The sequence below is a fragment of the Nocardioides sp. dk884 genome, assembly GCF_009557055.1.
GTDB lineage: Bacteria > Actinomycetota > Actinomycetes > Propionibacteriales > Nocardioidaceae > Nocardioides.
This window is the reverse complement of the sequence record NZ_CP045649.1, coordinates 2439719-2462245: the sequence shown is the minus strand read 5'-3', so window position 1 is coordinate 2462245 and position 22527 is coordinate 2439719. Positions and strand designations below refer to the sequence as shown.

General features: G+C 73.3%; 21 protein-coding genes. 13 read left to right on the top strand and 8 right to left on the bottom strand.

Going from position 1 to position 22527, the window contains the following annotated elements; all coding sequences use genetic code 11:
- The first annotated feature begins 26 nt into the window (after positions 1-26).
- The 3 genes from GFH29_RS11935 (at position 27) to GFH29_RS11925 (ending at position 3834) form a co-directional block, all read left to right on the top strand.
- Positions 27-2891: an ExeM/NucH family extracellular endonuclease gene (locus GFH29_RS11935; RefSeq protein WP_153323898.1), complete on the top strand. Its 2865-nt coding sequence runs from the start codon at positions 27-29 to the stop codon at positions 2889-2891.
- Between the two features lie 92 nt (positions 2892-2983).
- Positions 2984-3484, top strand: a complete 501-nt coding sequence (locus tag GFH29_RS11930) for a CinA family protein (RefSeq protein ID WP_153323896.1) — start codon at positions 2984-2986, stop codon at positions 3482-3484.
- A 35-nt stretch (positions 3485-3519) separates the two neighbouring features.
- Positions 3520-3834 carry a helix-turn-helix domain-containing protein gene (locus tag GFH29_RS11925; protein ID WP_153323894.1) on the top strand — a complete coding sequence of 105 codons (315 nt, stop codon included), beginning with the start codon at positions 3520-3522 and terminating at the stop codon, positions 3832-3834.
- 19 nt (positions 3835-3853) lie between these two features.
- On the opposite strand, the gene GFH29_RS11920 is transcribed toward GFH29_RS11925, so the two are convergent.
- Genes GFH29_RS11920 through GFH29_RS11910 form a run of 3 tightly spaced genes read right to left on the bottom strand, consistent with a single transcriptional unit; the run spans position 3854 to position 10189 of the window.
- On the bottom strand, positions 3854-4663 hold the full coding sequence (locus GFH29_RS11920) for a DNA-formamidopyrimidine glycosylase family protein (protein ID WP_153323892.1): 810 nt from the start codon (positions 4661-4663) through the stop codon (positions 3854-3856).
- 1 nt (position 4664) lies between these two features.
- Entirely contained in the window at positions 4665-9311 is a 4647-nt protein-coding gene (locus GFH29_RS11915) for an ATP-dependent helicase (RefSeq protein WP_153323891.1), read from the bottom strand.
- Positions 9312-9352: 41 nt separating this feature from the next.
- Entirely contained in the window at positions 9353-10189 is an 837-nt protein-coding gene (locus GFH29_RS11910; protein WP_194289054.1) for an EamA family transporter, read from the bottom strand.
- A gap of 109 nt (positions 10190-10298) precedes the next feature.
- Here GFH29_RS11910 and GFH29_RS11905 point away from each other — a divergent pair, with 109 nt between their 5' ends.
- The 8 genes from GFH29_RS11905 to GFH29_RS11870 all read left to right on the top strand — a co-directional run bounded on the left by GFH29_RS11905 (position 10299) and on the right by GFH29_RS11870 (position 16532).
- Entirely contained in the window at positions 10299-11225 is a 927-nt protein-coding gene (locus GFH29_RS11905) for an ABC transporter ATP-binding protein (protein ID WP_153325763.1), read from the top strand.
- On the top strand, positions 11225-12022 hold the full coding sequence (locus tag GFH29_RS11900) for an ABC transporter permease (RefSeq protein ID WP_153323889.1): 798 nt from the start codon (positions 11225-11227) through the stop codon (positions 12020-12022). The genes GFH29_RS11905 and GFH29_RS11900 overlap by 1 nt, the downstream gene beginning before the upstream one ends.
- The gene (locus tag GFH29_RS11895) at positions 12019-12825 is read left to right on the top strand and encodes an ABC transporter permease (protein ID WP_228387451.1); all 807 of its coding nucleotides are present in this window, start codon (positions 12019-12021) and stop codon (positions 12823-12825) included. Before GFH29_RS11900 ends, GFH29_RS11895 begins: the two co-directional genes overlap by 4 nt.
- Before the next feature lie 54 nt (positions 12826-12879).
- Positions 12880-13074, top strand: coding sequence for a DUF3046 domain-containing protein (locus GFH29_RS11890; RefSeq protein ID WP_153323887.1), 195 nt, complete (start codon positions 12880-12882; stop codon positions 13072-13074).
- 189 nt (positions 13075-13263) lie between these two features.
- On the top strand, positions 13264-14325 hold the full coding sequence (gene recA / locus GFH29_RS11885; RefSeq protein ID WP_416224783.1) for a recombinase RecA: 1062 nt from the start codon (positions 13264-13266) through the stop codon (positions 14323-14325).
- An 11-nt stretch (positions 14326-14336) separates the two neighbouring features.
- Entirely contained in the window at positions 14337-15074 is a 738-nt protein-coding gene (locus GFH29_RS11880) for a regulatory protein RecX (protein WP_153323883.1), read from the top strand.
- 48 nt (positions 15075-15122) lie between these two features.
- A complete protein-coding gene (locus tag GFH29_RS11875) occupies positions 15123-15620 on the top strand; it encodes a phosphoribosyltransferase (RefSeq protein WP_153323881.1) in 498 nt (165 codons plus the stop codon).
- 66 nt (positions 15621-15686) lie between these two features.
- A complete protein-coding gene (locus tag GFH29_RS11870; protein ID WP_153323879.1) occupies positions 15687-16532 on the top strand; it encodes a PPK2 family polyphosphate kinase in 846 nt (281 codons plus the stop codon).
- A gap of 32 nt (positions 16533-16564) precedes the next feature.
- On the opposite strand, the gene GFH29_RS11865 is transcribed toward GFH29_RS11870, so the two are convergent.
- Positions 16565-17242 (bottom strand): hypothetical protein, encoded by a 678-nt coding sequence (locus GFH29_RS11865; RefSeq protein WP_153323877.1) that lies wholly within the window; start codon positions 17240-17242, stop codon positions 16565-16567.
- Positions 17243-17412: 170 nt separating this feature from the next.
- Between GFH29_RS11865 and GFH29_RS11860 the strand changes: the two genes are divergently transcribed.
- Positions 17413-18174, top strand: coding sequence for a HipA family kinase (locus tag GFH29_RS11860; RefSeq protein ID WP_153323875.1), 762 nt, complete (start codon positions 17413-17415; stop codon positions 18172-18174).
- Positions 18171-18554 carry a DUF3037 domain-containing protein gene (locus tag GFH29_RS11855; RefSeq protein ID WP_153323873.1) on the top strand — a complete coding sequence of 128 codons (384 nt, stop codon included), beginning with the start codon at positions 18171-18173 and terminating at the stop codon, positions 18552-18554. Before GFH29_RS11860 ends, GFH29_RS11855 begins: the two co-directional genes overlap by 4 nt.
- A 73-nt stretch (positions 18555-18627) precedes the next feature.
- On the opposite strand, the gene GFH29_RS11850 is transcribed toward GFH29_RS11855, so the two are convergent.
- From GFH29_RS11850 to GFH29_RS11835, 4 genes are all read right to left on the bottom strand, one after another.
- A complete protein-coding gene (locus tag GFH29_RS11850) occupies positions 18628-19371 on the bottom strand; it encodes a sirohydrochlorin chelatase (protein WP_153323871.1) in 744 nt (247 codons plus the stop codon).
- Between the two features lie 94 nt (positions 19372-19465).
- Positions 19466-20212 carry a phosphoadenylyl-sulfate reductase gene (locus tag GFH29_RS11845; RefSeq protein ID WP_153323869.1) on the bottom strand — a complete coding sequence of 249 codons (747 nt, stop codon included), beginning with the start codon at positions 20210-20212 and terminating at the stop codon, positions 19466-19468.
- Positions 20209-20427 carry a hypothetical protein gene (locus tag GFH29_RS11840; protein WP_153323867.1) on the bottom strand — a complete coding sequence of 73 codons (219 nt, stop codon included), beginning with the start codon at positions 20425-20427 and terminating at the stop codon, positions 20209-20211. Before GFH29_RS11840 ends, GFH29_RS11845 begins: the two co-directional genes overlap by 4 nt.
- Positions 20424-22133 carry a nitrite/sulfite reductase gene (locus tag GFH29_RS11835; protein ID WP_153323865.1) on the bottom strand — a complete coding sequence of 570 codons (1710 nt, stop codon included), beginning with the start codon at positions 22131-22133 and terminating at the stop codon, positions 20424-20426. The genes GFH29_RS11840 and GFH29_RS11835 overlap by 4 nt, the downstream gene beginning before the upstream one ends.
- Positions 22134-22527: the final 394 nt, after the last annotated feature.

The following is a 22527-nucleotide window of genomic DNA, read 5'->3' as shown; positions in this document are numbered from 1 at the left end:
CCCCCACCCCCCTTGGAAGGTCTGTCATGACCCCAGCTCGTCCGCCCCGGGCACGACGCGGCCCCCGCCGCGTGGTCGCCGTGGGCGCCGCCCTCGCGGTCGCCGTCTCCGGCCTCGCGACCTACGCCGTCAGCCCCGCACACGCCGCTCCCTCCACCGGTCTCGTGATCAGCGAGGCGTACGGCGGCGGCGGCAACGCCGGCGCCACCTACACCCACGACTTCGTCGAGCTGCACAACCCCACCGACGGGCCGATCTCCGTCGACGGGCTCTCGGTGCAGTACCGCAGCAGCTCCTCGACCGCCGCCGCCACCGGGGTCACCGCCCTGAGCGGCACCGTCGCTCCCGGCGGGCGCTACCTGGTGCAGCAGGCCGCCGGCAGCGCCGGCACCCAACCGCTGCCCACCCCGGACGCCACCGGATCGGTCGCGATGAGCGGCACCCGCTTCACGGTCTGGCTGGCCGAGGGCACCACGGCGCTCACCCCGCCCGTCGGCGACGCCGCCGGCACGCCCGGGGTGATCGACCTGCTGGGCGTGGACAGCACGACCTTCGAGACCGCCGCGGCGCCGGTGGTCTCCAACACCACGTCGGCGACCCGCACCGGCGCCGACACCGACGACAACGCCGCCGACTTCGCGCCCGCCGCCCCCACTCCGGAGGGCAGCGGCGGCACGCCGGACCCCGAGCCGGAGCCGGAGCCCGAGGCGCTGGCGATCTCGGCGATCCAGGGCGCGGGCGCGACCTCCCCGGTCGCCGGGCGCCGGGTCATCACCAGCGGCGTGGTCACCGCGGCGTACCCCTCGGGGCTGTTCGGGTTCTTCGTCCAGGAGACGGGCAGCGGGGGCGCCCAGAGCGCGCCGCGCACGGCCTCGCAGGGCGTCTTCGTCTACTACCCCCGCGGCGCGCGCACGGTCGAGGTGCGACCGGGTGACCGCGTCGAGGTCACCGGCACCGTGGAGGAGTACGCCGGGGCGACCCAGGTCCGCATCGCCGACGCGGCCACCGACGTGACCGTCACCGGCCGGGGCGCGGAGCTCGCCCCGGTCACCGGCGAGTGGCCGGCGTCGGCGGCGGCCAAGGAGGCGCTCGAGGGGATGCTCGTGCTGCCCGAGGGCCGCTTCACCGTCTCCGACACCTACTCCACCAACCGCTACGGCGAGGTCGGCCTGGCCCGCGGCACCACCCCGCTGATCCAGCCGACCCAGGTCGCGGACGCCCAGGACACCGCGGCGATCGCGGCGGTGGTCGCAGACAACGCGGCCCGCGCGATCGTCCTCGACGACGCCTCGTCGGTGGACTACACGAGTTCGCCGGCGCTCAGCCCGGCGTACGTCTCGAAGCAGGAGCCGGTGCGGGTCGGCGCGGCGACGGCCTTCGTCGCCCCGGTGATCCTGACCGAGGGCGGCTCGCCGTCCGCCCCGACGTACCGCTTCCAGCCGACCGCCCCGGTCGGACCGGGGGTCACCGGGTCGCCGGCGACCTTCGAGAACACCCGCACCCCAGCCCCGGACGAGCGCCTGCTCGCCGCGGACGGCAGGCCGGACATCAAGGTCGCGGCGTTCAACGTGCTGAACTACTTCACCACGCTCGGGGACGCCGACGACGACAACGTCGGCGACGGCACCCCGCCGTGCCAGGCCTACCTGGACCGTGACGGCGACGGCAACAACGTCAGCGGCGGCTGTGCGCAGCGCGGCGCCTGGGACCCCGCCGACCTGGCCCGTCAGCAGGAGAAGATCGTCGCGGCGATCAACGCCCTCGACGCCGACGTCGTCGGGCTGATGGAGATCGAGAACTCCGCGGTGCTGGGGGAGGAGCCCGACGAGGCGACCCGCACCCTGGTGGCGGCGCTCAACGGCGCGCTCGGCGAGGACGTCTGGGCGGCGAACCCCTCGTCGGTCGACCTGCCCGCGCCCGCGGAGCAGGACGTGATCACCAACGCCGTCATCTACCGCACCGACACCGTGCGCCGGGTCGGCGCCTCGCGGGCGCTCGGCGAGCTCAGCGGTGAGGACGAGGCGTTCGGCAACGCCCGGGAGCCGCTGGCCCAGGCCTTCCGCCCGCGTGCCGGCGGCACGCCGGTGCTGGTCGTCGTGAACCACTTCAAGTCCAAGGGCTCGGGGGTCGACGACGGCACCGGGCAGGGCGCGGCCAACCCGGACCGCATCGCCCAGGCCGAGGCGCTGGCCGCCTGGGTGCCGACTGTGCAGGCCGACGAGGGCGTCGAGGCCACGCTGCTGCTCGGCGACTTCAACTCCTACGCCCAGGAGGACCCGCTCCAGGTGCTGTACGACGCGGGCTGGACCAACCTCGAGACCGCGTCGGGCAACGAGGAGTACTCCTACTCCTTCTCCGGCCAGGTCGGCTCGCTGGACCACGTGCTCGCCAACGACGCGGCGCTGGCGAGGCACACCGGCGTCGACGTGTGGAACATCAACGCGCCGGAGTCGATCGCGTTCGAGTACAGCCGGTTCAACATCCACGGGACCGACTTCCACGAGCCCACGCCGTACCGCTCCTCCGACCACGACCCGGTGGTCGTGGGTCTGGACCTGGTGGCCAACCGGGCGCCGAAGGTGACGCCGCGGCTGAGCCTCGCCCACACCCCGCGCACGCCGGTCGCCGGACGCTCGGTGGTGCGGCTGCAGGTGCGGGTGCGCGCCGGCCAGGTGTCGCCGCAGGGCCGGATCGCGGTGCGCGTCCTGGGCCGCACGGTCTCGGCGAAGGTGAACCGCGACGGCGTCGCCACCGCCCGGCTCGGCCGCCTCGTGCGCGGCAACGTGCGGGTCGTCGTCCGCTACTCCGGCAACGAGCGGGTCCGCGCCGCCTGGGCCGTGCACACGGTGAAGGTCCGCCCCGCGCCGCGCTCGCCGGGCGCGCGCGGCTGAGCCGGACCAGACCAGTGCCGGGGGCCGGCTCACGGGAGCATCCCGTGGGCCGGCCCCCGGGCGGGTGGGGTCGCCTGCCTACGATGCGGGGCATGGCTCGGGATCAGATCACTCTCTCGCAGAAGGTCCACCTGTCGCTGCGCGCGGGCGGGCAGACCGTCGCCACCGCCGAGTCCCTGACCGGTGGCCAGCTCGCCGTCCGGTTCACCGAGACCCCCGGGGCCTCGGAGACCTTCCTGGGAGGCGTGGTCACCTACGCCACCGCGCTCAAGCAGTCGCTGCTCGACGTCGACGACCAGATCGTGCAGGAGCACGGCGTGGTCTCGGCCGAGTGCGCCCGCGCCATGGCGTCGGGCATCAAGGCGCTCACCGGCGCGTCGTACGGCGTGTCGACGACGGGCGTCGCGGGCCCGAGCGAGCAGGAGGGCAAGGCGCCGGGCACGGTCTTCGTCGGCGTCGCCGGTCCCGGGGTCGTGGAGGCCATCGCGCTCGAGCTTCCCGGCGACCGGGGCGAGGTCACCTCCCGCACCTGTGACGAGGCACTGTCGGCGCTGGCTGACATCCTCGCCAGGGAAGAAGAGGGGCTCGGGTAGCGTTGGGCCACACAGCAACGGAAAGGGGATCCCACATGGTGCTGTTTCGACGGCTCCTCGGCGACGTGCTCCGCGACCAGCGGATGCAGCGTGGGATGACCCTGCGCGAGGTCTCGGCCGAGGCCCGGGTGAGTCTCGGCTACATCTCCGAGATCGAGCGCGGCCAGAAGGAGGCGTCTTCTGAGCTGCTGGCCTCCCTGTGCACGGCGCTGGAGGTGCCGCTCTCCGCGGTGCTGCGCGAGGTCTCCGACGCCGTGGCGCTCGAGGAGGCCGCGGTGGCCGCGACCCGCATCCCTGTCGCACCCACCCGCGTCGCCCCCCACGGCGACGTCGTCGCCTCCGCCGCCTGAGGCTGGCGGGGCGCTGGTCTCAGCCGAGCCCGGGCTCCGGCTGGCACCGCGGGCACCAGTACGTCGCGCGCTCGCGCCCCGGCGGCCCGGTCATGGCCACCCGGATCGGGGTCGAGCACCGGCGACACGGTGAGCGGTCGCGGCGATAGACCCACATCCGCTCGCGCTCGGCGAGGCGGCCGGTGGTCGACTGCACAGCCCGCTCCTTGTTGAGGTCGAGCATCTGGCGCGCCCGGCGCACCAGGCGCGGCAGCGGCCCGACCTCGCCCACCGGCGTGCTCGGGTGCACCCCGGAGACGAAGCAGAGCTCGGCGGCGTACATGTTGCCGATGCCGGCGAGGTTGCGCTGGTCGAGCAGCGCGGTCACCAGCGGCTGGTCAGGGTCTGCGGTGAGCCGGCGCAGCGCCTCGTCCTCGTCCCAGTCCGGGCCGAGCAGATCGGGCCCGAGGTGCCCGACGACCTCGTGCTCGCGAGCGGTCTCCAGCAGGTCGACCACACCCAGGGAGAACCCCACCGCCACGGTGCGCGCGGTGCGCAGCACCACCCGCGCCTGGTGGGCGGGGCGGCGCCACGGCTGACCGGGGGAGTAGACCCGCCAGGTGCCTTCCATCTTCAGGTGGGTGTGCAGGGTCCACCGCTCGCCGGGCCCCGGGCCGCTGACCCGGGTGAGCAGGTGCTTGCCCCGGGAGACGGTGCCGAGCACCTCGGCGCCGGCCAGGTCAGCGGTCGCGTGCCGCGGCACCCGCAGGTCGCTCGCGGTCAGCAGCTGCCCGCTCAGCGAGCGGTCCAGCAGTCGTGCGGCGCGGTACACGGTGTCGCCCTCGGGCACCTCAGCGACCTCCGACTCGCTGGTCCAGCCGCAGCCCGCGCGGGGTGGCGACGAACCCGGCAGCCTGGAGCGCCTCGCGCAGCGGGGTGGGCCCCGAGCCGAGCAGCTGGGCGCCGTCGGCCTTCTCGACCGTGAGACGCCCGAGCGCGCCGCGCTGGGCAGCTGCGGCCAGCGCCTGCGCTGCCGGGCCGAGGTCGTCGGGGTCGTCGCTCCAGGTCAGCAGGGTGCGGCCGCCGCGCTCGACGTAGAGCACCAGGCGCCCCTCGACGCTGACCACGAGTGCACCGGCCTTGCGCCCCGGCCGGTGGCCGCGCTCGGTCGCGGACTCCGGGGCGTCGGGCCAGCCCAGCGCCGCGCCGTACGGGTTGGCGGGGTCGGTGGCCGCCAGCGCGAGAGCGGTGCGGGCCGCCGGTGCGGTGCCCTCCTCGGGCGCGGCGAACGTGCGCAGCCGGTCGACGGCACCGGCGGTGCCGAACTGGGCAGCCCCCAGGCCCTCGACGAAGTAGCCGCGACGACAGCGCCCGGAGTCCTCGAACGCCGAGAGCACCTTGTAGACCGCCGCGAACCCGCCTGGCAGCCGCTCGGCGACCACGGCGCCGCGGATCACCACGCCGTGCCGCTCGAGCAGCCCCTCGGCGGCGGCGTGGGCGCGGCGGGTCGGGTCGTCGTCGAGCTCGGGCAGCAGCGCCCACCGCCCGGCGGTCTGCGGGGGACCGGTGCGGCTGGGCATCCGGGCGCGGCCGCCGGTGGTGCTGGACATCCGCAGCCGCGGCGGCGGGCGGCGGGTGCGGTGGGCGGGGGTGCCGCCGCGGACCAGCGCGCGCAGCGGGGTCAGCGTGTCGTTGCTGATCCGTCCGGCCCAGACCAGGTCCCACAGGGCCGCGCTGAGCGCGGTGTCGTCGGTGGAGCCGACGGCATCGGCGAGCTGGCGGAAGAACCAGGCGCCACCGGGAGCGAGCGCGTCCAGCACCGCCTGGTGCAGCTCGGCGTGCTCGAACGGCGTGGGGTCGGGCAGCGTGAGGTGGGCCCGGTCGGCGAGGTGGAGGGAGACCCAGCCGTCGGAGCCGGGCAGCGCGCCGTGCCCGGCCCACACCACCTCGCCGGAGGCGGTGAGCTCGTCGAGGAAGGCGGGCTCGTAGTCACGCACCCGGGAGGCGAGCACGAGCGGCTCCAGGGCGCTGGCCGGAACCGCGCACCCGGCGAGCTGGTCGAGCACCGCCAGCACCCCGTCCACGCCGCGCAGGCCGCCGCGACCGGTGCCGGCGGCGCTGACGTGCTGCCAGGCGGGCAGGAACCGGGCGAGCGCGGCCGGCTCGACCGGCTCCACCTCCTGGCGCAGCCGGGCCAGCGAGCGCCGGCGCAGGCGGCGCAGCACCTCGGCGTCGCACCACTCCTGCCCGGAGCCTGCGGGCCGGAACTCCCCGTCGAGCACCCGGCCCTGGGCGGCGAGGCGTTGGAGGGTGTGGCGCACGACCGCCGGGCCCAGGCCGAGCCGGGCCGCGACCTGCTCGGTGGTGAACGGGCCGTGGGTGCGGGCGTGGCGTGAGACCAGGTCGGCGAGCGGGTCGTCGACGGGGTCGGTGAACGCGTCGGGGGTGCCCGGAGGCACCGGGACCCCGAGGCCGTCGCGCAGGCGCGCGACGTCCTCGATGACGCTCCAGCGCTCCTCGCCCGCCACCCGGACCGCCACGACCCGGCGTGCCGACGCCAGAGCCGCCAGCCACGCCTCGACATCGGCGCCCTCGACGCAGCGGGCGGCAGCCTCGGCGCTGGTGAGCGGGCCCAGGCCGCGCAGCAGGTCCACGAGGCCCTCGGCGTCGCGGGCGCGGCGGTCGGGCGCGAGGCGCTGGAGCTCGGCCTCGACCTCGGCGAGGACGTCGGGGTCGAGCAGCTCGCGCAGCTCGGCGCGGCCGAGCAGCTCGGCGAGCAGGCCCTGGTCGAGGGAGAGCGCGGCCGCGCGGCGCTCGGCGATGGGGGAGTCGCCCTCGTACATGAACTGCGCGACGTAGCCGAACAGCAGCGTGCGGGCGAACGGCGAGGGGGCGTGGGTCGCCACGTCGACGACCTGGGTCTCGCGGCGCTCGACGCTGCGCATCAGGCCCACCAGCGAGGGCAGGTCGTAGACGTCTTGGAGGCACTCGCGCACGGCCTCGAGGACGATGGGGAACGAGGGGTACTTGACCGCGACCTCGAGCAGGGACGCGGCGCGCTGGCGCTGCTGCCACAGCGGCGAGCGCCGGCCGGGATCGCGCCGGGGCAGCAGCAGGGCCCGGGCCGCGCACTCGCGGAACCGCGCGGCGAACAGCGCGGAGCCGCCGACCTCGGTGGTGACCAGGTCCTCGATCTCGCCGGGGTCGAAGACGACGATCTCGCCACCGGGCGGCTCCGCGTCGGTGTCGGGGATGCGGATCACGATGCCGTCGTCGGAGGCGACCGCCTGCCCGTCGGTGCCGTAGCGCTCGCGCAGCCGGGCGTTGATCGCCAGCGCCCACGGCGCGTGCACCGGGGTGCCGTACGGGGAGTGGATGACCAGGCGCCAGTCGCCGAGCTCGTCGCGGAAGCGCTCCACCAGCAGGGTGCGGTCGCTGGGCAGGGCGTCGGTGGCCTCGAGCTGTTCGTGCAGGTAGGTCACCAGGTTGTCGGCGGCCCACTCGTCCATGCCCTGGGCCCGGGCGCGTGCCCGGGCGGTCTCGGGGAGCTCGGAGCCCAGCTCGCGGGTGAACGCGCCGATGGCGGCGCCGAGCTCGGCGGGGCGGCCGAGCGTGTCGCCCTTCCAGAACGGCAGCCGGCCGGGGATCCCCGGCGCCGGGGTGACCAGCACCCGGTCGTGGGTGATGTCCTCGATGCGCCAGCTGGTGGCGCCGAGGGCGAAGACGTCGCCGACCCGGGACTCATAGACCATCTCCTCGTCGAGCTCGCCGACGCGCCGGCCCGGGCCCTCGCCGCCGAGCAGGAACACGCCGAACAGGCCGCGGTCGGGGATCGTGCCGCCGCTGGTGACCGCGAGCCGCTGGGCGCCCGGGCGCCCGGTGAGGGCGCCGGTGACCCGGTCCCAGACGATGCGCGGGCGCAGCTCGGCGAACTCGTCGGAGGGGTAGCGCCCCGCGAGCAGGTCGAGCACCGCGTCGTACGCCGAGCGCGGCAGCCGGGTGAACGGCGCGCTGCGCCGCACCAGGTCGTAGAGGTCGTCGGCGGACCAGGGCTCGAGCGCGGTGGCGGCCACGACCTGCTGGGCCAGCACGTCGAGAGGGTTGGCGGGCACCCGCAGGGACTCGATGGCACCGGTGCGCATGCGCTCCACGGCGACAGCGGTCTGGGCCAGGTCGCCGCGGTGCTTGGGGAACAGCACCCCGCGGGAGACCTCGCCGACCTGGTGGCCGGCACGGCCCACCCGCTGCAGCGCGCTGGCCACCGAGGGCGGCGACTCGATCTGGATGACGAGGTCGACGGCACCCATGTCGATGCCGAGCTCGAGGCTGCTGGTCGCGACGACGGCCGGTAGCCGGCCGCGCTTGAGGTCGTCCTCGATCAGCGCGCGCTGCTCCTTCGACACCGAGCCGTGGTGGGCCTTGGCGATCACGACGCTGCTCGTCTCGGGCTCCGCCGGCGCCGCGAGCGCGGTCACCGACGAACCTGCCTGCGCCATCACCTCGGCCGGGACCCGGGCGGGGGACAGCCCGGTGGCCCGAGCGGTGGCGATCTCGTTGAGCCGTGCCGTGAGGCGCTCGGCGAGGCGGCGGGAGTTGGCGAAGACGATCGTGGAGCGGTGCTCGGCGATCAGGTCGGCGACGCGTTCCTCCACGTGCGGCCAGATCGACTGGGCGCGCTGCGGGTCACCGTCGCCGTCGGGGTCGATCTCCTCGGGCGCGGTCATGTCCTCGACCGGCACGACCACGCGCAGGTCCCACTGCTTCTCCGCGGGCGGGGCGACGATCTCCACCGGCGCGGTGCCACCGAGGAACCGGGCGACCTCCTCGAGCGGGCGCACGGTCGCGGACAGGCCGATGCGTTGGGCCGGGCGGGCGAGCAGGGCGTCGAGGCGCTCCAGGCTGATCGCCAGGTGCGCGCCGCGCTTGGTGCCGGCCACGGCGTGCACCTCGTCGAGGATCACCGTCTCCACCCCGCGCAGCGCCTCGCGCGCCTGGGAGGTCAGCATCAAGAACAGCGACTCCGGGGTGGTGATCATGATGTCCGGCGGGGCGCTGACGAGCTTGCGGCGCTCCGCGGCCGGGGTGTCGCCCGAGCGGACCCCGACCCGCACCGGCGTGACCGGGGTGCCGAGGCGCTCGGCGGTGTGGTGGATGCCGGCGAGCGGCGCGCGCAGGTTGCGCTCGACGTCGACCGCGAGCGCCTTGAGCGGGGAGATGTAGAGGACCCGGCAGCGGTGCTGCTTCTCCGCCGGCGGCTCGGTGTGCAGCAGTCGGTCCAGCGACCACAGGAACGCGCTCAAGGTCTTGCCGCTGCCGGTGGGCGCGACGACCAGGGCGTGGCGGCCGGCGGCGATCGCCTCCCAGGCGGCGACCTGGACCGGGGTGGGCTCGGCGAACGCTGCCTCGAACCAGGTGCGCGTGGCCGGGCGGAACCGCCCCAGCGCGGCCACCCCGGTGGGCTCGGAGGCGGCGCCGTCGGGCGTCGGTGTCGCTGCCATGGCGCCATCCTCTCCCACGGCACCGACAGCGGTGCCCGGGCTCAGAGCACGACGAGCGCGACACCGGTGGCCACCGCGATCGCGCCGCCGAGGCGGACGGTGGTCAGCCGCTCGCGACCGGTGAGCGCGAGCAGCAGCACGACCATCACGACGCTGGTCTCGCGCACCGCCGCGACCGGGGCAGCGGGTGCGTGCAGGAGCGCCACCAGCACCAGCCCGTAGGCGCCGAGGATGCCGAAGCCCGCGACCAGCGTGCGCCACGCGTCGGGGCCGCGCAGCGTGGCGCCCACGAGCGGGCCGACGCCGGTGCGGGTCGCGATCGCGCCCGCCTGCACCAGCGCGGTCGTCCCCAGCACCACCACGAGCAGCGCCACCGGCGAGGCGTGCTCCAGGGCCAGGCTGTCGATCAGGGTGTACGCCGCGATGCACGCGCCCACGGCCACGGCCAGCAGCAGATGGCGCACGCGCACGCCGTGGCGCGGGCCGCCCACCAGCAGCACGCCGACGACCACGAGGGCGACCCCCGCGGCGGCGTACCATGCGACGGCCTGGCCGAGCACCACCCAGCCGATGAGCAGCACCAGCACCGGCGCGCTGCCCCGGGCGACCGGGTAGACGACCCCCAGCGGCGCCACCCGGTACGCCGCGGACAGCGCGACGAAGTAGGCCAGCTCGCACACCACCGATGCAGCGGCCAGCGGCCACACCTCGGCCTCCCAGCGCAGCCCGACCAGCGCGAGCGGAGCCGCCACGAGGCACGCCACGATCATCCCGACGGCCGAGCGGGCGGCGGGGTTGGCGGACCCGGCCAGCACCTGGTTCCAGACCGCGTGCACGAGCGCGGCAGTGAGCGCGAGGGCGAGCGCGGTCGGAGTCATCGCTCGCATTGTGGCGGTCCCGGCCCGCAGCGGGGCCGGGTCGGGTCGGGCGGAGCCACATGTGGGGGAGGTCACGCCTACAGTGCTCCCCGTGTCCGAGACCGACGTGATGATCCGTGCCCGGGGCCTGCGCAAGTCCTTCGGCGACTTCGAGGCGGTGCGCGGCGTGGACGTCGACGTGCGCCGGGGCGAGGCGTTCGGCTTCCTCGGGCCGAACGGCGCCGGGAAGTCCTCCACGATGCGGATGATCGCCGCGGTGTCCCCGGTGAGCGGGGGAGAGCTGCGCATCCTCGGCCTCGACCCCGCCACCCATGGCCCGGCGATCCGCGCGCGGCTCGGGGTCTGCCCCCAGGAGGACACGCTCGACACCGAGCTCAACGTGCGCGAGAACCTCTACATCTACGGCCGCTACTTCGGGCTGCCCAAGGCCGAGGTGCGCGAGCGGGTCGAGGAGCTGCTCGAGTTCGTGCAGCTCACCGACAAGGCCGATGCCCTGGTCGACGACCTGTCCGGCGGCATGAAGCGGCGCCTGACGATCGCCCGCTCACTGGTGAACAGCCCCGACCTGCTGCTGCTCGACGAGCCGACCACCGGCCTGGACCCGCAGGCACGCCACGTGCTGTGGGACCGGCTGTTCCGGCTCAAGCAGGCGGGGGTGACGCTGGTGATCACCACGCACTACATGGACGAGGCCGAGCAGCTCTGCGACCGGCTGGTGGTGATGGACAAGGGGGTGATCGTGGCCCAGGACTCCCCGCTGGCGCTGATCCGCACCTACTCCAGCCGCGAGGTCGCCGAGCTGCGCTTCGGCGTCGCCGACGCGGGCCAGACCCACGACGCGCTGGCCGAGAAGGTCGCCGACCTGGGCGAGCGGGTCGAGGTGCTTCCCGACCGGCTGCTGGTCTACAGCGACGACGGCGAGGAGGTCGTCGCCAAGGTCCACGAGCGCGGCCTGCGCCCGGTGGCCACCCTGGTCCGTCGCTCCAGCCTCGAGGACGTGTTCCTGCGCCTCACCGGCCGCACCCTGGTGGACTGATGAGCGGCGGTGACCTCACCCTCGGCGAGGGCGTCCGTCGGCAGGTGGACTACTGGCTGGTCGTGGTCCGGCGCACCTGGAAGGGCTCGGTGGTCTCCTCCTTCCTCTCCCCGCTCCTCTACGTCGTGGCGATGGGCGTCGTGCTCGGCGGCTTCATCGAGGGCGACCCCGACACCCTCGAGGGCGCGGACTCCTACCTCGCCTTCGTGGTCCCCGGCCTGATCGCCGCCCACGCCATGCAGACGGCGGTCAGCGAGACCACCTACCCGGTGATGGGCATGATCAAGTGGCAGAAGGTCTACGACTCGATGCTCGCCACCCCGCTGCAGGTCCACCACGTGGTGGCCGCCCATCTCGGCTTCGTCGCGGTGCGCCTGGCCGTCACGTGCGCGGTCTACAACCTCGTGATGGCGCCGTTCGGGGTGTTCGCCACCTGGTGGGGCGCGGTCCTGGCGTTCCTCGCCCAGGTGCTGGTCGGCATGTGCTTCGCGACCCTCGTCTACGGCGTGAGCGCGCGGCTGCGCAGCGAGGAGGGCTTCGGGGTGATGTTCCGTCTCGGCGTCTTCCCGCTGTTCCTGTTCTCCGGCGCGTTCTTCCCGGTCGCCAACCTCGGCGACGTCGGCGCCTGGGTCGCCCGGCTCACCCCGCTGTGGCAGGGCGTGAGCCTGTCGCGGATGTTCGCCCTCGACCACGTCACCTGGTGGCTGGCGGGGGTCAACGTGCTGGTGCTCGTGGCGCTCTGCGTCCTGGGCTGGTTCTGGTCGGTGTCCGGGCTGCGACGACGGATGGTCTCGTGAGCACGCTCGGCGGGGCGCGCCCCGAGCCCGCCCCGCTCGGGCCGGTGCAGGCGGTCGGGGTGCTCGTCCTGCGCAACTACCTGACCTACAAGAAGGCCTGGAAGCTCTACCTCACCGGCTTCCTCGAGCCGTTCCTCTACCTGCTCTCGATCGGCATCGGCGTGGGCCAGCTGATCGACACCTTCGAGTTCAACGGCGAGCCGATCCCGTACGCCGAGTTCGTCGCGCCGGCGATGCTCGCCGTCTCGGCGATGAACGGCGCGCTGATGGACTCGACGTTCAACGTGTTCTTCAAGCTGCGCTACCAGAAGCTCTACGACCAGATGCTGGCCACGCCGCTGACCAGCGCCGACATCGCGCGCGGTGAGATCACCTGGGGCCAGCTGCGCGGCGCCAGCTACTCCGCGGCGTTCCTCCTCGTGATGACGGGGATGGGGCTGGTGCACTCCTGGTGGGCCCTGCTGGCGCTGCCGGCCACGCTGCTGATCGGCTTCGCCTTCAGCGCGGTGTGCATGGCGTTCACGACCTACCTCACCTCCTGGCAGGACTTCGAGAAGATCACCCTGGTGCAGCTGCCGCTGTTCTTGTTCTCCGCGACCTTCTTCCCGATCACCGCGCTCGACCCGTGGGCGCGCTGGCTCGTCGAGGCGACCCCGCTCTACCGCGGGGTCGTGCTGTGCCGCGAGCTGGTCACCGGCTCGGTGACCTCCGCCTCCGTGGTCTCGGTCGTCTACCTGCTGGTGATGGGCCTGGCCGGCCTCCTCGTCGTACGCCGCCGCCTGGACCGGCTGCTGCTGCCGTGAGCCCGACGCACCCGGGTCTGGGGGAGCGCACGGGGGCTGTTCTACGGTGAACCCATGAGGCACACGGAGTTCTGGGCGCGCATGGAGCAGGCCCTCGGGGCCGGCTACTGCCGGGTGTGGGCCGATCAGTTCGTGATGGCCGAGCTCGGCGGACGCACGGCCAGCGAGGCGCTCGCCGCCGGCGAGTCGCCCAAGCAGGTCTGGGCCGCGGTGTGGCAGGCGCTCGAGCTGCCCGCCCGCGAGCGCTGAGAGGCACCCCGGCCCGCGGCCGATCGCGACACGCCGCACCACCCTGTCGATCTCGAACAGACGTTCGGGCTAGGGTGTGTGCACAGGTACGACGCCGGGCGAGGTCGTCCACAGTCGCGACGAGCTGATCAGGCTTTGTCGGTGGCTCGCTCTAGCGTCGAAGACGTACCTGACACACCGACGAATTAGATGGGGATTGACATGGCTGGTGGAGACCGCGAGAAGGCCCTGGATGCCGCGCTCGCCAATATCGAGAAGTCCTTCGGCAAGGGCTCGGTCATGCGCCTGGGCGATGAGACGCGTGCGCCGCTCGAGGTGATCCCCACCGGGTCGATCGCCCTCGACGTCGCCCTCGGCCTCGGCGGCCTGCCCCGCGGGCGCGTGGTCGAGATCTACGGCCCGGAGTCGTCAGGTAAGACCACCGTCGCCCTGCACGCCGTGGCCAGTGCGCAGGCCGCGGGCGGCATCGTCGCCTTCATCGACGCCGAGCACGCGCTCGACCCCGACTACGCCAAGGCCCTCGGCGTCGACACCGACGCCCTGCTGGTCTCCCAGCCGGACTCCGGTGAGCAGGCCCTGGAGATCGCCGACATGCTGGTCCGCTCCGGTGCGCTCTCGCTCATCGTCATCGACTCGGTGGCCGCGCTCGTGCCGCGCGCCGAGATCGAGGGCGAGATGGGCGACAGTCACGTCGGTCTGCAGGCCCGCCTGATGTCGCAGGCGCTGCGCAAGATGACCGGTGCGCTCAACAACTCCGGCACCACCGCGATCTTCATCAACCAGCTGCGCGAGAAGATCGGCGTGATGTTCGGCTCGCCCGAGACCACCACCGGTGGTCGCGCGCTGAAGTTCTACTCCTCGGTGCGCCTCGACGTGCGCCGCATCGAGACGCTGAAGAACGGCACCGACATGGTCGGCAACCGCACCCGCGTCAAGGTGGTCAAGAACAAGGTCGCCCCGCCGTTCAAGCAGGCCGAGTTCGACATCATGTACGGCAAGGGCATCAGCCGCGAGGGCGGCCTGATCGACGTCGGTGTCGAGGCGGGCCTGGTCCGCAAGGCCGGCGCCTGGTACACCTACGACGGCGACCAGCTCGGCCAGGGCAAGGAGAACTCCCGCAAGTTCCTCCAGGACAACCCCGACCTGGCCAACGAGCTCGAGAAGCGCATCCTCGAGAAGCTCGGCGTCATCCCGAGCGTCGAGGCCGAGGCGCCCGTGGCGGCCGAGCCGGTCGGCGTCGACGACTTCTGAGGGAGCCCCACGTGAGGGAGGACCGGCCACCGCCGTCGTGGCTCGGTGACGTCTCGGCGGGTGTGGACGCATGGACCCAGCGTGCGTCCGCTCCGCCGTCGGCACCGGCCGGCGACCCTGGCGACACCGGCGCAGAGGAGCGCCCTGCCGGTCGCCGGGGTGGCGCGCGCGGCACCCGTCGTACGACGGGAGGCCGGGGCCGGCGTACGCGCCAGGCGCCGCCCCCCGATGACGTCGCCGCCCTCGGACCGCCCGCCGACCCGGAGGCCGTCGCGCGCAAGATCCTGCTCGACCAGCTGACCGGTCAGGCGCGCAGCCGCAAGGAGCTCGCCGACAAGCTCGCCGGCAAGGACGTACCGCCCGAGATCGCCACCCAGCTGCTCGACCGCTTCGAGGAGGTCGGGCTGGTCGACGACGAGGCGTTCGCGCGCGCTTGGATCGCCAGCCGGCAGCCCGGCAAGGGCCTGGCCCGCCGGGCACTGGCCCAGGAGCTGCGCCGCAAGGGCATCGACGACGAGGTCGCCCGCGACGCGCTCGACGAGATCGACCCCGCCGACGAGGAGGAGGCGGCCCGCCGCCTGGTCCGCAAGAAGCTCCGCTCGCTGTCGCGCGTCGACGACCAGACCGCGACCCGGCGCCTGGTCGGGATGCTGGCCCGCAAGGGCTACTCCTCCGGCCTGGCGTTCTCCGTGGTCCGCGACGAGCTGGCCCAGGCGGGCCGTGACGAGCCCGACATCGAGCTCGACTGAGCCAGGGTCTCTCGACATCGGTGCGCCGGGCGGGGGCAGAATGCTGCGGTGGCCGATGAAGAGCGCGAGATCCTGACCTACGAGCTGTTCGGCGTGGCCGTTCGCGACCTGGCCCAGCAGGTCGTCGACTCCGGCTACCAGCCCGACCTGGTGCTCGCCATCGCCCGCGGGGGACTCGGCCTCGGCATGGGTCTGGGCTACGCGCTGGACGTGAAGAACCTGTCAGCGGTCAACGTGGAGTTCTACACCGGCGTCGACCAGCGCCTCGAGGTGCCGATGATGCTGCCGCCGACCCCGGCGGCGGTCGACCTGTCCGGGCTGCGGGTCCTGGTCGCCGACGACGTCGCCGACAGCGGACGCACCCTCCAGGTGGTGCGCGAGTTCTGCGGCGACCACGTCGCCGAGGCCCGCACCGCGGTCATCTACGAGAAGCCGTGGTCGGTCGTGAAGCCCGACTACGCCTGGCGCCGCACCGAGAAGTGGATCAACTTCCCCTGGTCGAGCGAGCCGCCGCTCGTCGACCGCCGCGGCGGCCTCGCCCACTGACAGCAGGCCCGCGGCCCGACCTCGGCCAGGGCGGCGGGGGTTGACACCGCCCGCGAGGATCGAGCCATGGCGATCGCGCACCCGACCCGGCTGGCGCCCGGTCCCGTGGACCTGAAGGCCTTCGACCCCGGCACGACGCCGGGCTTCGACGGGGACAAGGCCGCCGGGCAGGCCGCGCTCGAGCACCTCGGACGCGAGCTCACCGATCTGCAGGAGCGGCTCTTCGCCCACGGCCGGGTGGGCGGACGACGGCGGCTGCTGTTGGTGCTCCAGGGCATGGACACCTCCGGCAAGGGCGGCACGGTCCGCAAGACCGTCGGCCTGGTGGACCCCCAGGGGGTGCGCACCGTGTCCTTCCGGGCGCCCACCGCGGAGGAGCTCGAGCACGACTTCCTGTGGCGGGTGCGCCAGGTGCTGCCCCCGGCCGGTGACCTCGGGGTCTTCGACCGCTCCCACTACGAGGATGTGCTCGTCGCGCGGGTGCGCCGCCTGGCGGAGCCGGCGGAGATCGAGCGTCGCCTCGAGGCGATCAACGCCTTCGAGGCCGAGCTCGCCGACGGCGGCGTCACGATCGTGAAGTGTCTGCTGCACATCAGTCCGCACGAGCAGCTGACCCGGCTGCTGGCGCGGCTCGACGACCCCGCCAAGCACTGGAAGTTCAGCCCCGACGACATCGACGACCGAGCCCGGTGGGGTGAGTACCGCCTCGCCTACGAGGCCGCGCTGAGCCGCACGAACACCGAGGCCGCGCCGTGGTTCGTGGTGCCGGCCGATCGCAAGTGGTATCGGAACCTGGCGGTGGCGCAGATCCTGCTGGCGGCGCTGCGCGAGATGGACCTCGCCTGGCCACCGGCCGACTTCGACGTGGACGCCGAACGGGCCAGGCTGCTCGGCACGGAGCCGAGCGCCTGACCCGTTCGAGGTCCTACGGTCGCTGCTGTGGATCAGTAGGTGTAGCCACGCACGATCGTCTTGGCGAACTTCTTGCTGCCACTGAAGGTGATCTTCCAGTTGAACCGGCCGCTGCGCGGGGCCGGCAGGTAGATCGTGTAGCGGCCCTTCTTGTCGGTCTTCTGGGTGCGGAAGCCCTTCCACTTCTTGCCGGACTTCTTCTGGATCGCGATCTTGACCTTGCCCTTGGGGCTGACCTTGCCCTTGAAGCCGGCGCGCTTGCCGCTGATGCCCTGGACGGTCACCTTGCGCTGAACCTTCTGCTTTTTCGAGATGCTCGACGAGGAGTAGCTCCCGGTGCCGCCGTAGACGGCACGGTAGGTGCCGTTCTGGCGGTACTTGATGGTGTCGTAGAGGTAGGCGCTGGAGGCGCTCGCGACGGTCTTCCACTTGGAGCTGCCGGCGGCCTTGAACTGGACCTGCAGGGAGCCGTCGTAGACCTGGCTGCCGGAGCTGGTGACGACCTCGATCGAGACGCCGAGAGAGTCGCCGCGGGCGGGGATCTTGCCCTGGCTGCGGGTGACGGGGTACAGCCACTGGCCGGTCGAGCTGGCGCCGACGATGCGGGTCGACTCAGCCGCGGAGGCGGGGGCGGCGGTGCTGATCACGGCGGCGGTGGGGCCGACGAGCGCGGTGGTCAGCAACGCGGCGAGGAATGGGCGAATGCGCACGGGATCGTCCTGTTCTTCGTGGAGGTGAGGGAGGGGCCCCGAGGCCCGCTGGCATTACCTTCCCCACTGATGCGCTGCTCACACCGACTGCCTGTGCGATGAGTCTCACTGACCCCGGCGCGTGTCGTACGCCGGGTCGCCGCCCGCGATCCGATCAGTAGGGTGACGCCGTGATCCCTGTCGTGGCCGTGACCCGTTATGTCACGCCGTTGCGGGAGGGCGGCTCCCTCCCGGGCGTGGTCGAGGCCGAGGATCTCGGCACCTACGTCTGCAAGTTCCGCGGCGCCGGCCAGGGCGTGCGGGTGCTGGTGGCCGAGGTGGTCGTCGCCGAGCTCGCCCGCCGCATCGGCCTGCGCACGCCGCGGCTCGTCGGGCTCGATCTGGACGCGAGCCTGGCCCGCTACGAGGCGGACGAGGAGGTCCAGGACCTGCTGGTGGCGAGCGTGGGGCTCAACCTCGGCGTGGACTTCCTGCCCGGCTCGTTCGGCTTCGACGGCGAGGTCGCCGACCCGGACGTCGCCGCGACGGTGCTGTGGCTCGACGCGTTCTGCGCCAACGTCGACCGCAGCTGGCGCAACCCCAACCTGCTGCTGTGGCACGGCGACCTGTGGGTCATCGACCACGGCGCCTCTCTGTACTTCCACCACGGCTGGCGCGGCGGGGTCACCGACCCGGCCCGCTTCGCGGCGCAGCCGTGGTCGATGGACGACCACGTGCTGGCGGCGTACGCCGGCGGGCTGGCCGAGGCCGACGCGCGGATCAGCGCGGTGCTGGGCCGCGACGACTTCGTCGAGACGCTGGCGCTCGTCCCCGACGCGTGGCTGGATCCGGTGCCCGGCGCCGAGACCCCCGCGGCGGTGCGCGCGGCGTACGTCGAGTTCCTCACCGCCCGCTTCGCCACGCGTGCCTGGCTGCCGGGGGTGGACGCATGAGCGCCCGCCTGCCCTACCAGTACGTCGTCCTGCGCTGCGTCCCACGCGTGGACCGCGAGGAGTTCGTCAACGTCGGGGTCGTGCTCTACTGCCAGGCCGCGGACTTCCTCGCCGCCCGCTGGGACGCCGACGCCGAGCGGCTGGGCGCGCTGTTCCCCGGCCTCGACGTGGACCAGGTCTGCGACGCGCTGGCCTTCGCCGAGGGCGTGTGCGCCGGCGACGAGCGCGGCGGCGCGGCGTCCGCGCACCCGATCGGGCAGCGCTTCGGGTTCCTCAAGGCCCCTAAGAGCACGGTGATCCAGCCGGGACCGGTGCACGGCGGGCTGGCCGCCGACCCGGCCGCCGAGCTGGTCCGGCTCGTCGCGCACCTGGTGGGCTGACGACGACAGCGGCGGCGGCTCGTCTCGAGGACGACCCGCCGCCGCTGGTCGGTGGTGCGGTGAGCGGCGGCGCTCAGACCGGGACGAGCTCCACGGCACCCACGGCGTAGCGCGCCAGGATCGTGCGCGCCACCTCCGGGTGGGCACCCAGCGGATCGGACACGGCGACCGCCCCGGCCTCGAGGGCCAGCTCGGCGGCCCGGTCGGGAAGGAACCCGGGAGCGAGGAACAGCGAGGCGACCGCGATGTGACGGCGGCCCTCGCCGCGGAACGCGCGCACCGCCTCACCGGCGGCCGGCGGGGCGGCCGAGGCGAACGCAGCGGTGACGGGCAGCTTGTGGTGGCTGCCCCAGACCCGCGCCAGCCGGGCGACGGCCTGGTTGGCGAGCGGGTCGCTGGACCCGGCGGCGGCCAGCACGAGCGCGTCGAGCTCCCGCACCCGGGCCTGCGACAGCGCGGCGCGCAGGCGCTCGTCGAGCACCTCCAGGAAGCGTGTCTCCAGGCCCAGGATCGAGGTCGCCCGGATCTTCAGCCCGGGGTGGCGTTGGGTGGCGGTCTCGATCGCGGACGGCACGTCGACCTTCGCGTGGTAGGCGTCGGTCAGGAGCAGCGGGACGACGACGATCTCCTCGTGCCCGGCCTTGACCAGCCGGTCCACGACGGTCTGGAACGACGGCCGGGACAGCTCGAGGAACGCCTGCTCGATGCGCAGATCCGGGCGCATGGCGCGGACCTCGTTGACCAGGGCGGTGATCGTCTCGGCGGAGCGGGGGTCACGGCTTCCGTGAGCCAGCGCCACCAGGGCGGGAGCAGCCATCAGTGCGGCCTCCTCGGGTGCGGTGCTTCGGTGTGCGGGGCGACGGCGTTGTCGCCCCGGGTGTGGGACGTGCGGGTGGGGCTGGGGGAGCGGCTCATGTGTGGATCCCGCACTCGGTCTTGTTCAGGCCTGCCCAGCGGCCCGAGCGCGGGTCCTCGCCGGGGGCGACCCGGCGGGTGCACGGCTCGCAGCCGATCGAGGGGTAGCCGTCGTAGACCAGGGGGTTGACCAGGATCCCGTTCTCGGCGGTGTAGCGCTCGACCTGCTCGTCGCTCCAGCGGGCGAGCGGGGACACCTTGACCTTGCTCTTCTTGGCGTCCCAGCCGATCACCGGCGCGATGACCCGGTTGCGGGTCTCGGCGCGACGCAGGCCGGTGGCCCAGGCGTCGTACCCGGCGAGCATCCGGCTCAGCGGCTCGACCTTGCGTAGCTTGCAGCACAGGTCGGGGTCGGTGCGATACAGGTCCTTGCCGTACGCCGCGTCCTGCTCGGCCACGCTCTGCACGGGCGTGATCGAGAGCAGGTTGACGTCGAGGGTGGCGGCGACCGCGTCGCGGGTGCCGATGGTCTCGACGAAGTGGTAGCCGGTGTCGAGGAACAGCACGTCGACGCCGGGCACCACCTTCGAGACGAGATGGGCCAGCAGCCCGTCGCCCATCGAGGAGGTCACGCAGAACCGCTCGCCGAAGGTGGCGGCGGCCCACTCGATGATCACCTCGGCGGGTGCGAGCTCGAGCTCGGCGCCCCAGTGGGAGACGATCTCGCGCAGCTCCTCGGGGCTGCGGCCGTCGGTCTGCACGCCGCGCGCGTTGCGGGCGGCGACGGAGGAGGCGGAGCTCATGCGGGTCCCTCCTTGCCGGTCTCGGGGGCGGTGTGGCGGTCGCGGTCCCGCCTGAGCAGACCGAGGTACTTCAGGGAGAAGGCGCGCATGCAGCCCCGGCACTCCCAGGTGCCGTGCGGCGAGCTGACCTCGCCGTCCTCGGCGACGACCTCGTGGGGACGCAGGTCCTCCTCGCCGCAGTAGGGGCAGTGGAAGGGGGCGGCGCGCTCGCTCATGGTGCCCCGACCTCCTGCAGGCGGGGCTCGCCGCGCAGCAGCTGCTCGTCGGCGCGCACGACCCAGTCGGCGAAGGACTCCCCGTCGTGGCGGTCCTCCAGGTAGGCGTTGACCACGGCCGTCACGTAGTCGTCGAGCCCGGCGCTGGTCACCTTGTGGGCGCGGAGCTTGCGACCGAAGTTGGCCTTCAGCCCGGTCGCGCCGCCGAGGTGCACCTGGAAGCCTTCGACCTGCTCGCCGTCGGCCATCACCAGCTGGCCCTTGAGCCCGATGTCGGCGACCTGGGTGCGGGCGCAGGCGTTGGGGCAGCCGTTGACGTTGATGCTGATCGGGGTGTCCAGCTCGGGGAAGCGCTGCTCGAGCTCGGTGACGAGGCGGCGGGCGCGCTCCTTGGTGTCGACGATCGCGAGCTTGCAGAACTCGATGCCGGTGCAGGCCATCGTGTTGCGTCGCCAGTTCGAGGGGCGCGCGGAGAGGCCGATCTCGTCGAGGCGGGGGAGCAGGTCCTCGACGGCCTCCGGCTCGACGCCGATCAGCACGATCTTCTGGTACGGCGTGAGGCGGACGCCGGCGACGCCGAACTCCTCGAGCAGGTCGGCGAGCTGCACCAGCGTGGTGCCGGAGATCCGGCCGGCGGTCGGGGCGACCCCGACGTAGCGCTTGCCGTCCTTCTGCTCGTGCACGCCGATGTGGTCGCGGTGCCCGACGGGGGAGACCGGCGAGGGGTTGGAGACCAGGGGCTTCTCGAGGTACTCGGTCTCGAGCACCTCGCGGAACTTCTCCACGCCCCAGTCGCTGACCAGGAACTTCAGGCGGGCGCGCGAGCGCAGCCGGCGGTAGCCGTAGTCGCGGAAGACCGAGGCCACGCCCTCCCACACGTCCGGCACGTCCTCCAGCGGCACCCAGACGCCGAGCTTGGCGGCGAGCATCGGGTTGGTGGAGAGGCCGCCGCCGACCCACACATCGAAGCCGGGGCCGTGCTCGGGGTGCACGGTGCCGACGAAGGAGACGTCGTTGGTCTCCGGGGAGACGTCGTGGCTGGGGTGGCCGGTCAGGGCGGTCTTGAACTTGCGCGGCAGGTTGGAGAAGGCCGGGTCGCCGATGTAGCGGCGGAAGATCTCCTCCAGCGCCGAGCTGCCGTCGATGATCTCGTCGGCCGCGACGCCGGCGACCGGCGAGCCGAGGAACGGGCGCGGAGAGTCGCCGCACGCCTCCAGCGAGCTCAGGCCCGCCTCGTCGAGGCGGTCCCAGATCGCCGGGACGTCCTCGACGCGGATCCAGTGGTACTGGATGTTGGCGCGGTCGGTGACGTCGGCGGTGTCGCGGGCGAAGTCCTGGCCGATGGTGCCGAGGGCGCGGACCGCGGCCGGCGCGAGCAGGCGGCCGTCGGAGCGCACGCGCAGCATGAAGTAGCGGTCGTCGAGCTCCTCCTCCGGCACCGTCGCGGTCTTGCCGCCGTCGAAGCCGGGGGCGCGCTGGGTGTAGAGGCCCATCCAGCGGAAGCGGCCGCGCAGGTCGGCCGGGTCGATGGAGTCGAAGCCGCGCTTGGAGTAGATGTTGATGATCCGGGCGCGGACGTTGAGCGGGTTGTCGTCCTTCTTGGACTGCTCGTTCTTGTTCAGCGGCTCACGGTGGCCGAGAGCCCACTGGCCCTCACCGCGCTTGGGGCGGGGGCGGGGGGTGCGTGCGGCGGTCTGCTCAGACATGGACGTGAGGGCTTCCTTGGCGTGGGAGTGCGCGCGACTTCGTCAGGGCCCTGACCACGTCATCGGGGTCGGGTCGGCCTTCCGCAACCGTGCGCCCGGGACTGTCTCGGGGCGGCGGTTTGCCGCAGTACGTCGTGGACGTGCGTGCGGCTCAGCGAGGCCAACACATCATGCTGCGGGTACGCCCGAAGTCCACGTGGCGTCGAACCACGAGGTGGGTGTGGGTAGCAGCAGTGACCATGTCAAGGAGTCTCAGTCCTCGGAACTCCCGCCCACAACCGTCTATCTCATGTGGTGAGACGCCTGTCCATCAAGTGAGACGCGCGATCCACCGTGACGCGGGGATCGGTGGCCGGGTGTGGCGCAGGTCGCACCCGCCTCGGGTGCCGGGGGC

What these genes read in the sequence shown, in the direction of transcription:
- GFH29_RS11845 (WP_153323869.1), bottom strand. Translation starts at nt 20,212, where the DNA reads ATGAGCTCCGCCTCCTCCGTCGCCGCCCGCAACGCGCGCGGCGTGCAG.
- GFH29_RS11840 (WP_153323867.1), bottom strand. Translation starts at nt 20,427, where the DNA reads ATGAGCGAGCGCGCCGCCCCCTTCCACTGCCCCTACTGCGGCGAGGAG.
- GFH29_RS11925 (WP_153323894.1), top strand. Translation starts at nt 3,520, where the DNA reads ATGGTGCTGTTTCGACGGCTCCTCGGCGACGTGCTCCGCGACCAGCGG.
- GFH29_RS11905 (WP_153325763.1), top strand. Translation starts at nt 10,299, where the DNA reads ATGATCCGTGCCCGGGGCCTGCGCAAGTCCTTCGGCGACTTCGAGGCG.
- GFH29_RS11910 (WP_194289054.1), bottom strand. Translation starts at nt 10,189, where the DNA reads ATGACTCCGACCGCGCTCGCCCTCGCGCTCACTGCCGCGCTCGTGCAC.
- GFH29_RS11915 (WP_153323891.1), bottom strand. Translation starts at nt 9,311, where the DNA reads ATGGCAGCGACACCGACGCCCGACGGCGCCGCCTCCGAGCCCACCGGG.
- GFH29_RS11900 (WP_153323889.1), top strand. Translation starts at nt 11,225, where the DNA reads ATGAGCGGCGGTGACCTCACCCTCGGCGAGGGCGTCCGTCGGCAGGTG.
- GFH29_RS11935 (WP_153323898.1), top strand. Translation starts at nt 27, where the DNA reads ATGACCCCAGCTCGTCCGCCCCGGGCACGACGCGGCCCCCGCCGCGTG.
- GFH29_RS11890 (WP_153323887.1), top strand. Translation starts at nt 12,880, where the DNA reads ATGAGGCACACGGAGTTCTGGGCGCGCATGGAGCAGGCCCTCGGGGCC.
- recA (WP_416224783.1), top strand. Translation starts at nt 13,264, where the DNA reads ATGGGGATTGACATGGCTGGTGGAGACCGCGAGAAGGCCCTGGATGCC.
- GFH29_RS11835 (WP_153323865.1), bottom strand. Translation starts at nt 22,133, where the DNA reads ATGTCTGAGCAGACCGCCGCACGCACCCCCCGCCCCCGCCCCAAGCGC.
- GFH29_RS11850 (WP_153323871.1), bottom strand. Translation starts at nt 19,371, where the DNA reads ATGGCTGCTCCCGCCCTGGTGGCGCTGGCTCACGGAAGCCGTGACCCC.
- GFH29_RS11870 (WP_153323879.1), top strand. Translation starts at nt 15,687, where the DNA reads ATGGCGATCGCGCACCCGACCCGGCTGGCGCCCGGTCCCGTGGACCTG.
- GFH29_RS11930 (WP_153323896.1), top strand. Translation starts at nt 2,984, where the DNA reads ATGGCTCGGGATCAGATCACTCTCTCGCAGAAGGTCCACCTGTCGCTG.
- GFH29_RS11855 (WP_153323873.1), top strand. Translation starts at nt 18,171, where the DNA reads ATGAGCGCCCGCCTGCCCTACCAGTACGTCGTCCTGCGCTGCGTCCCA.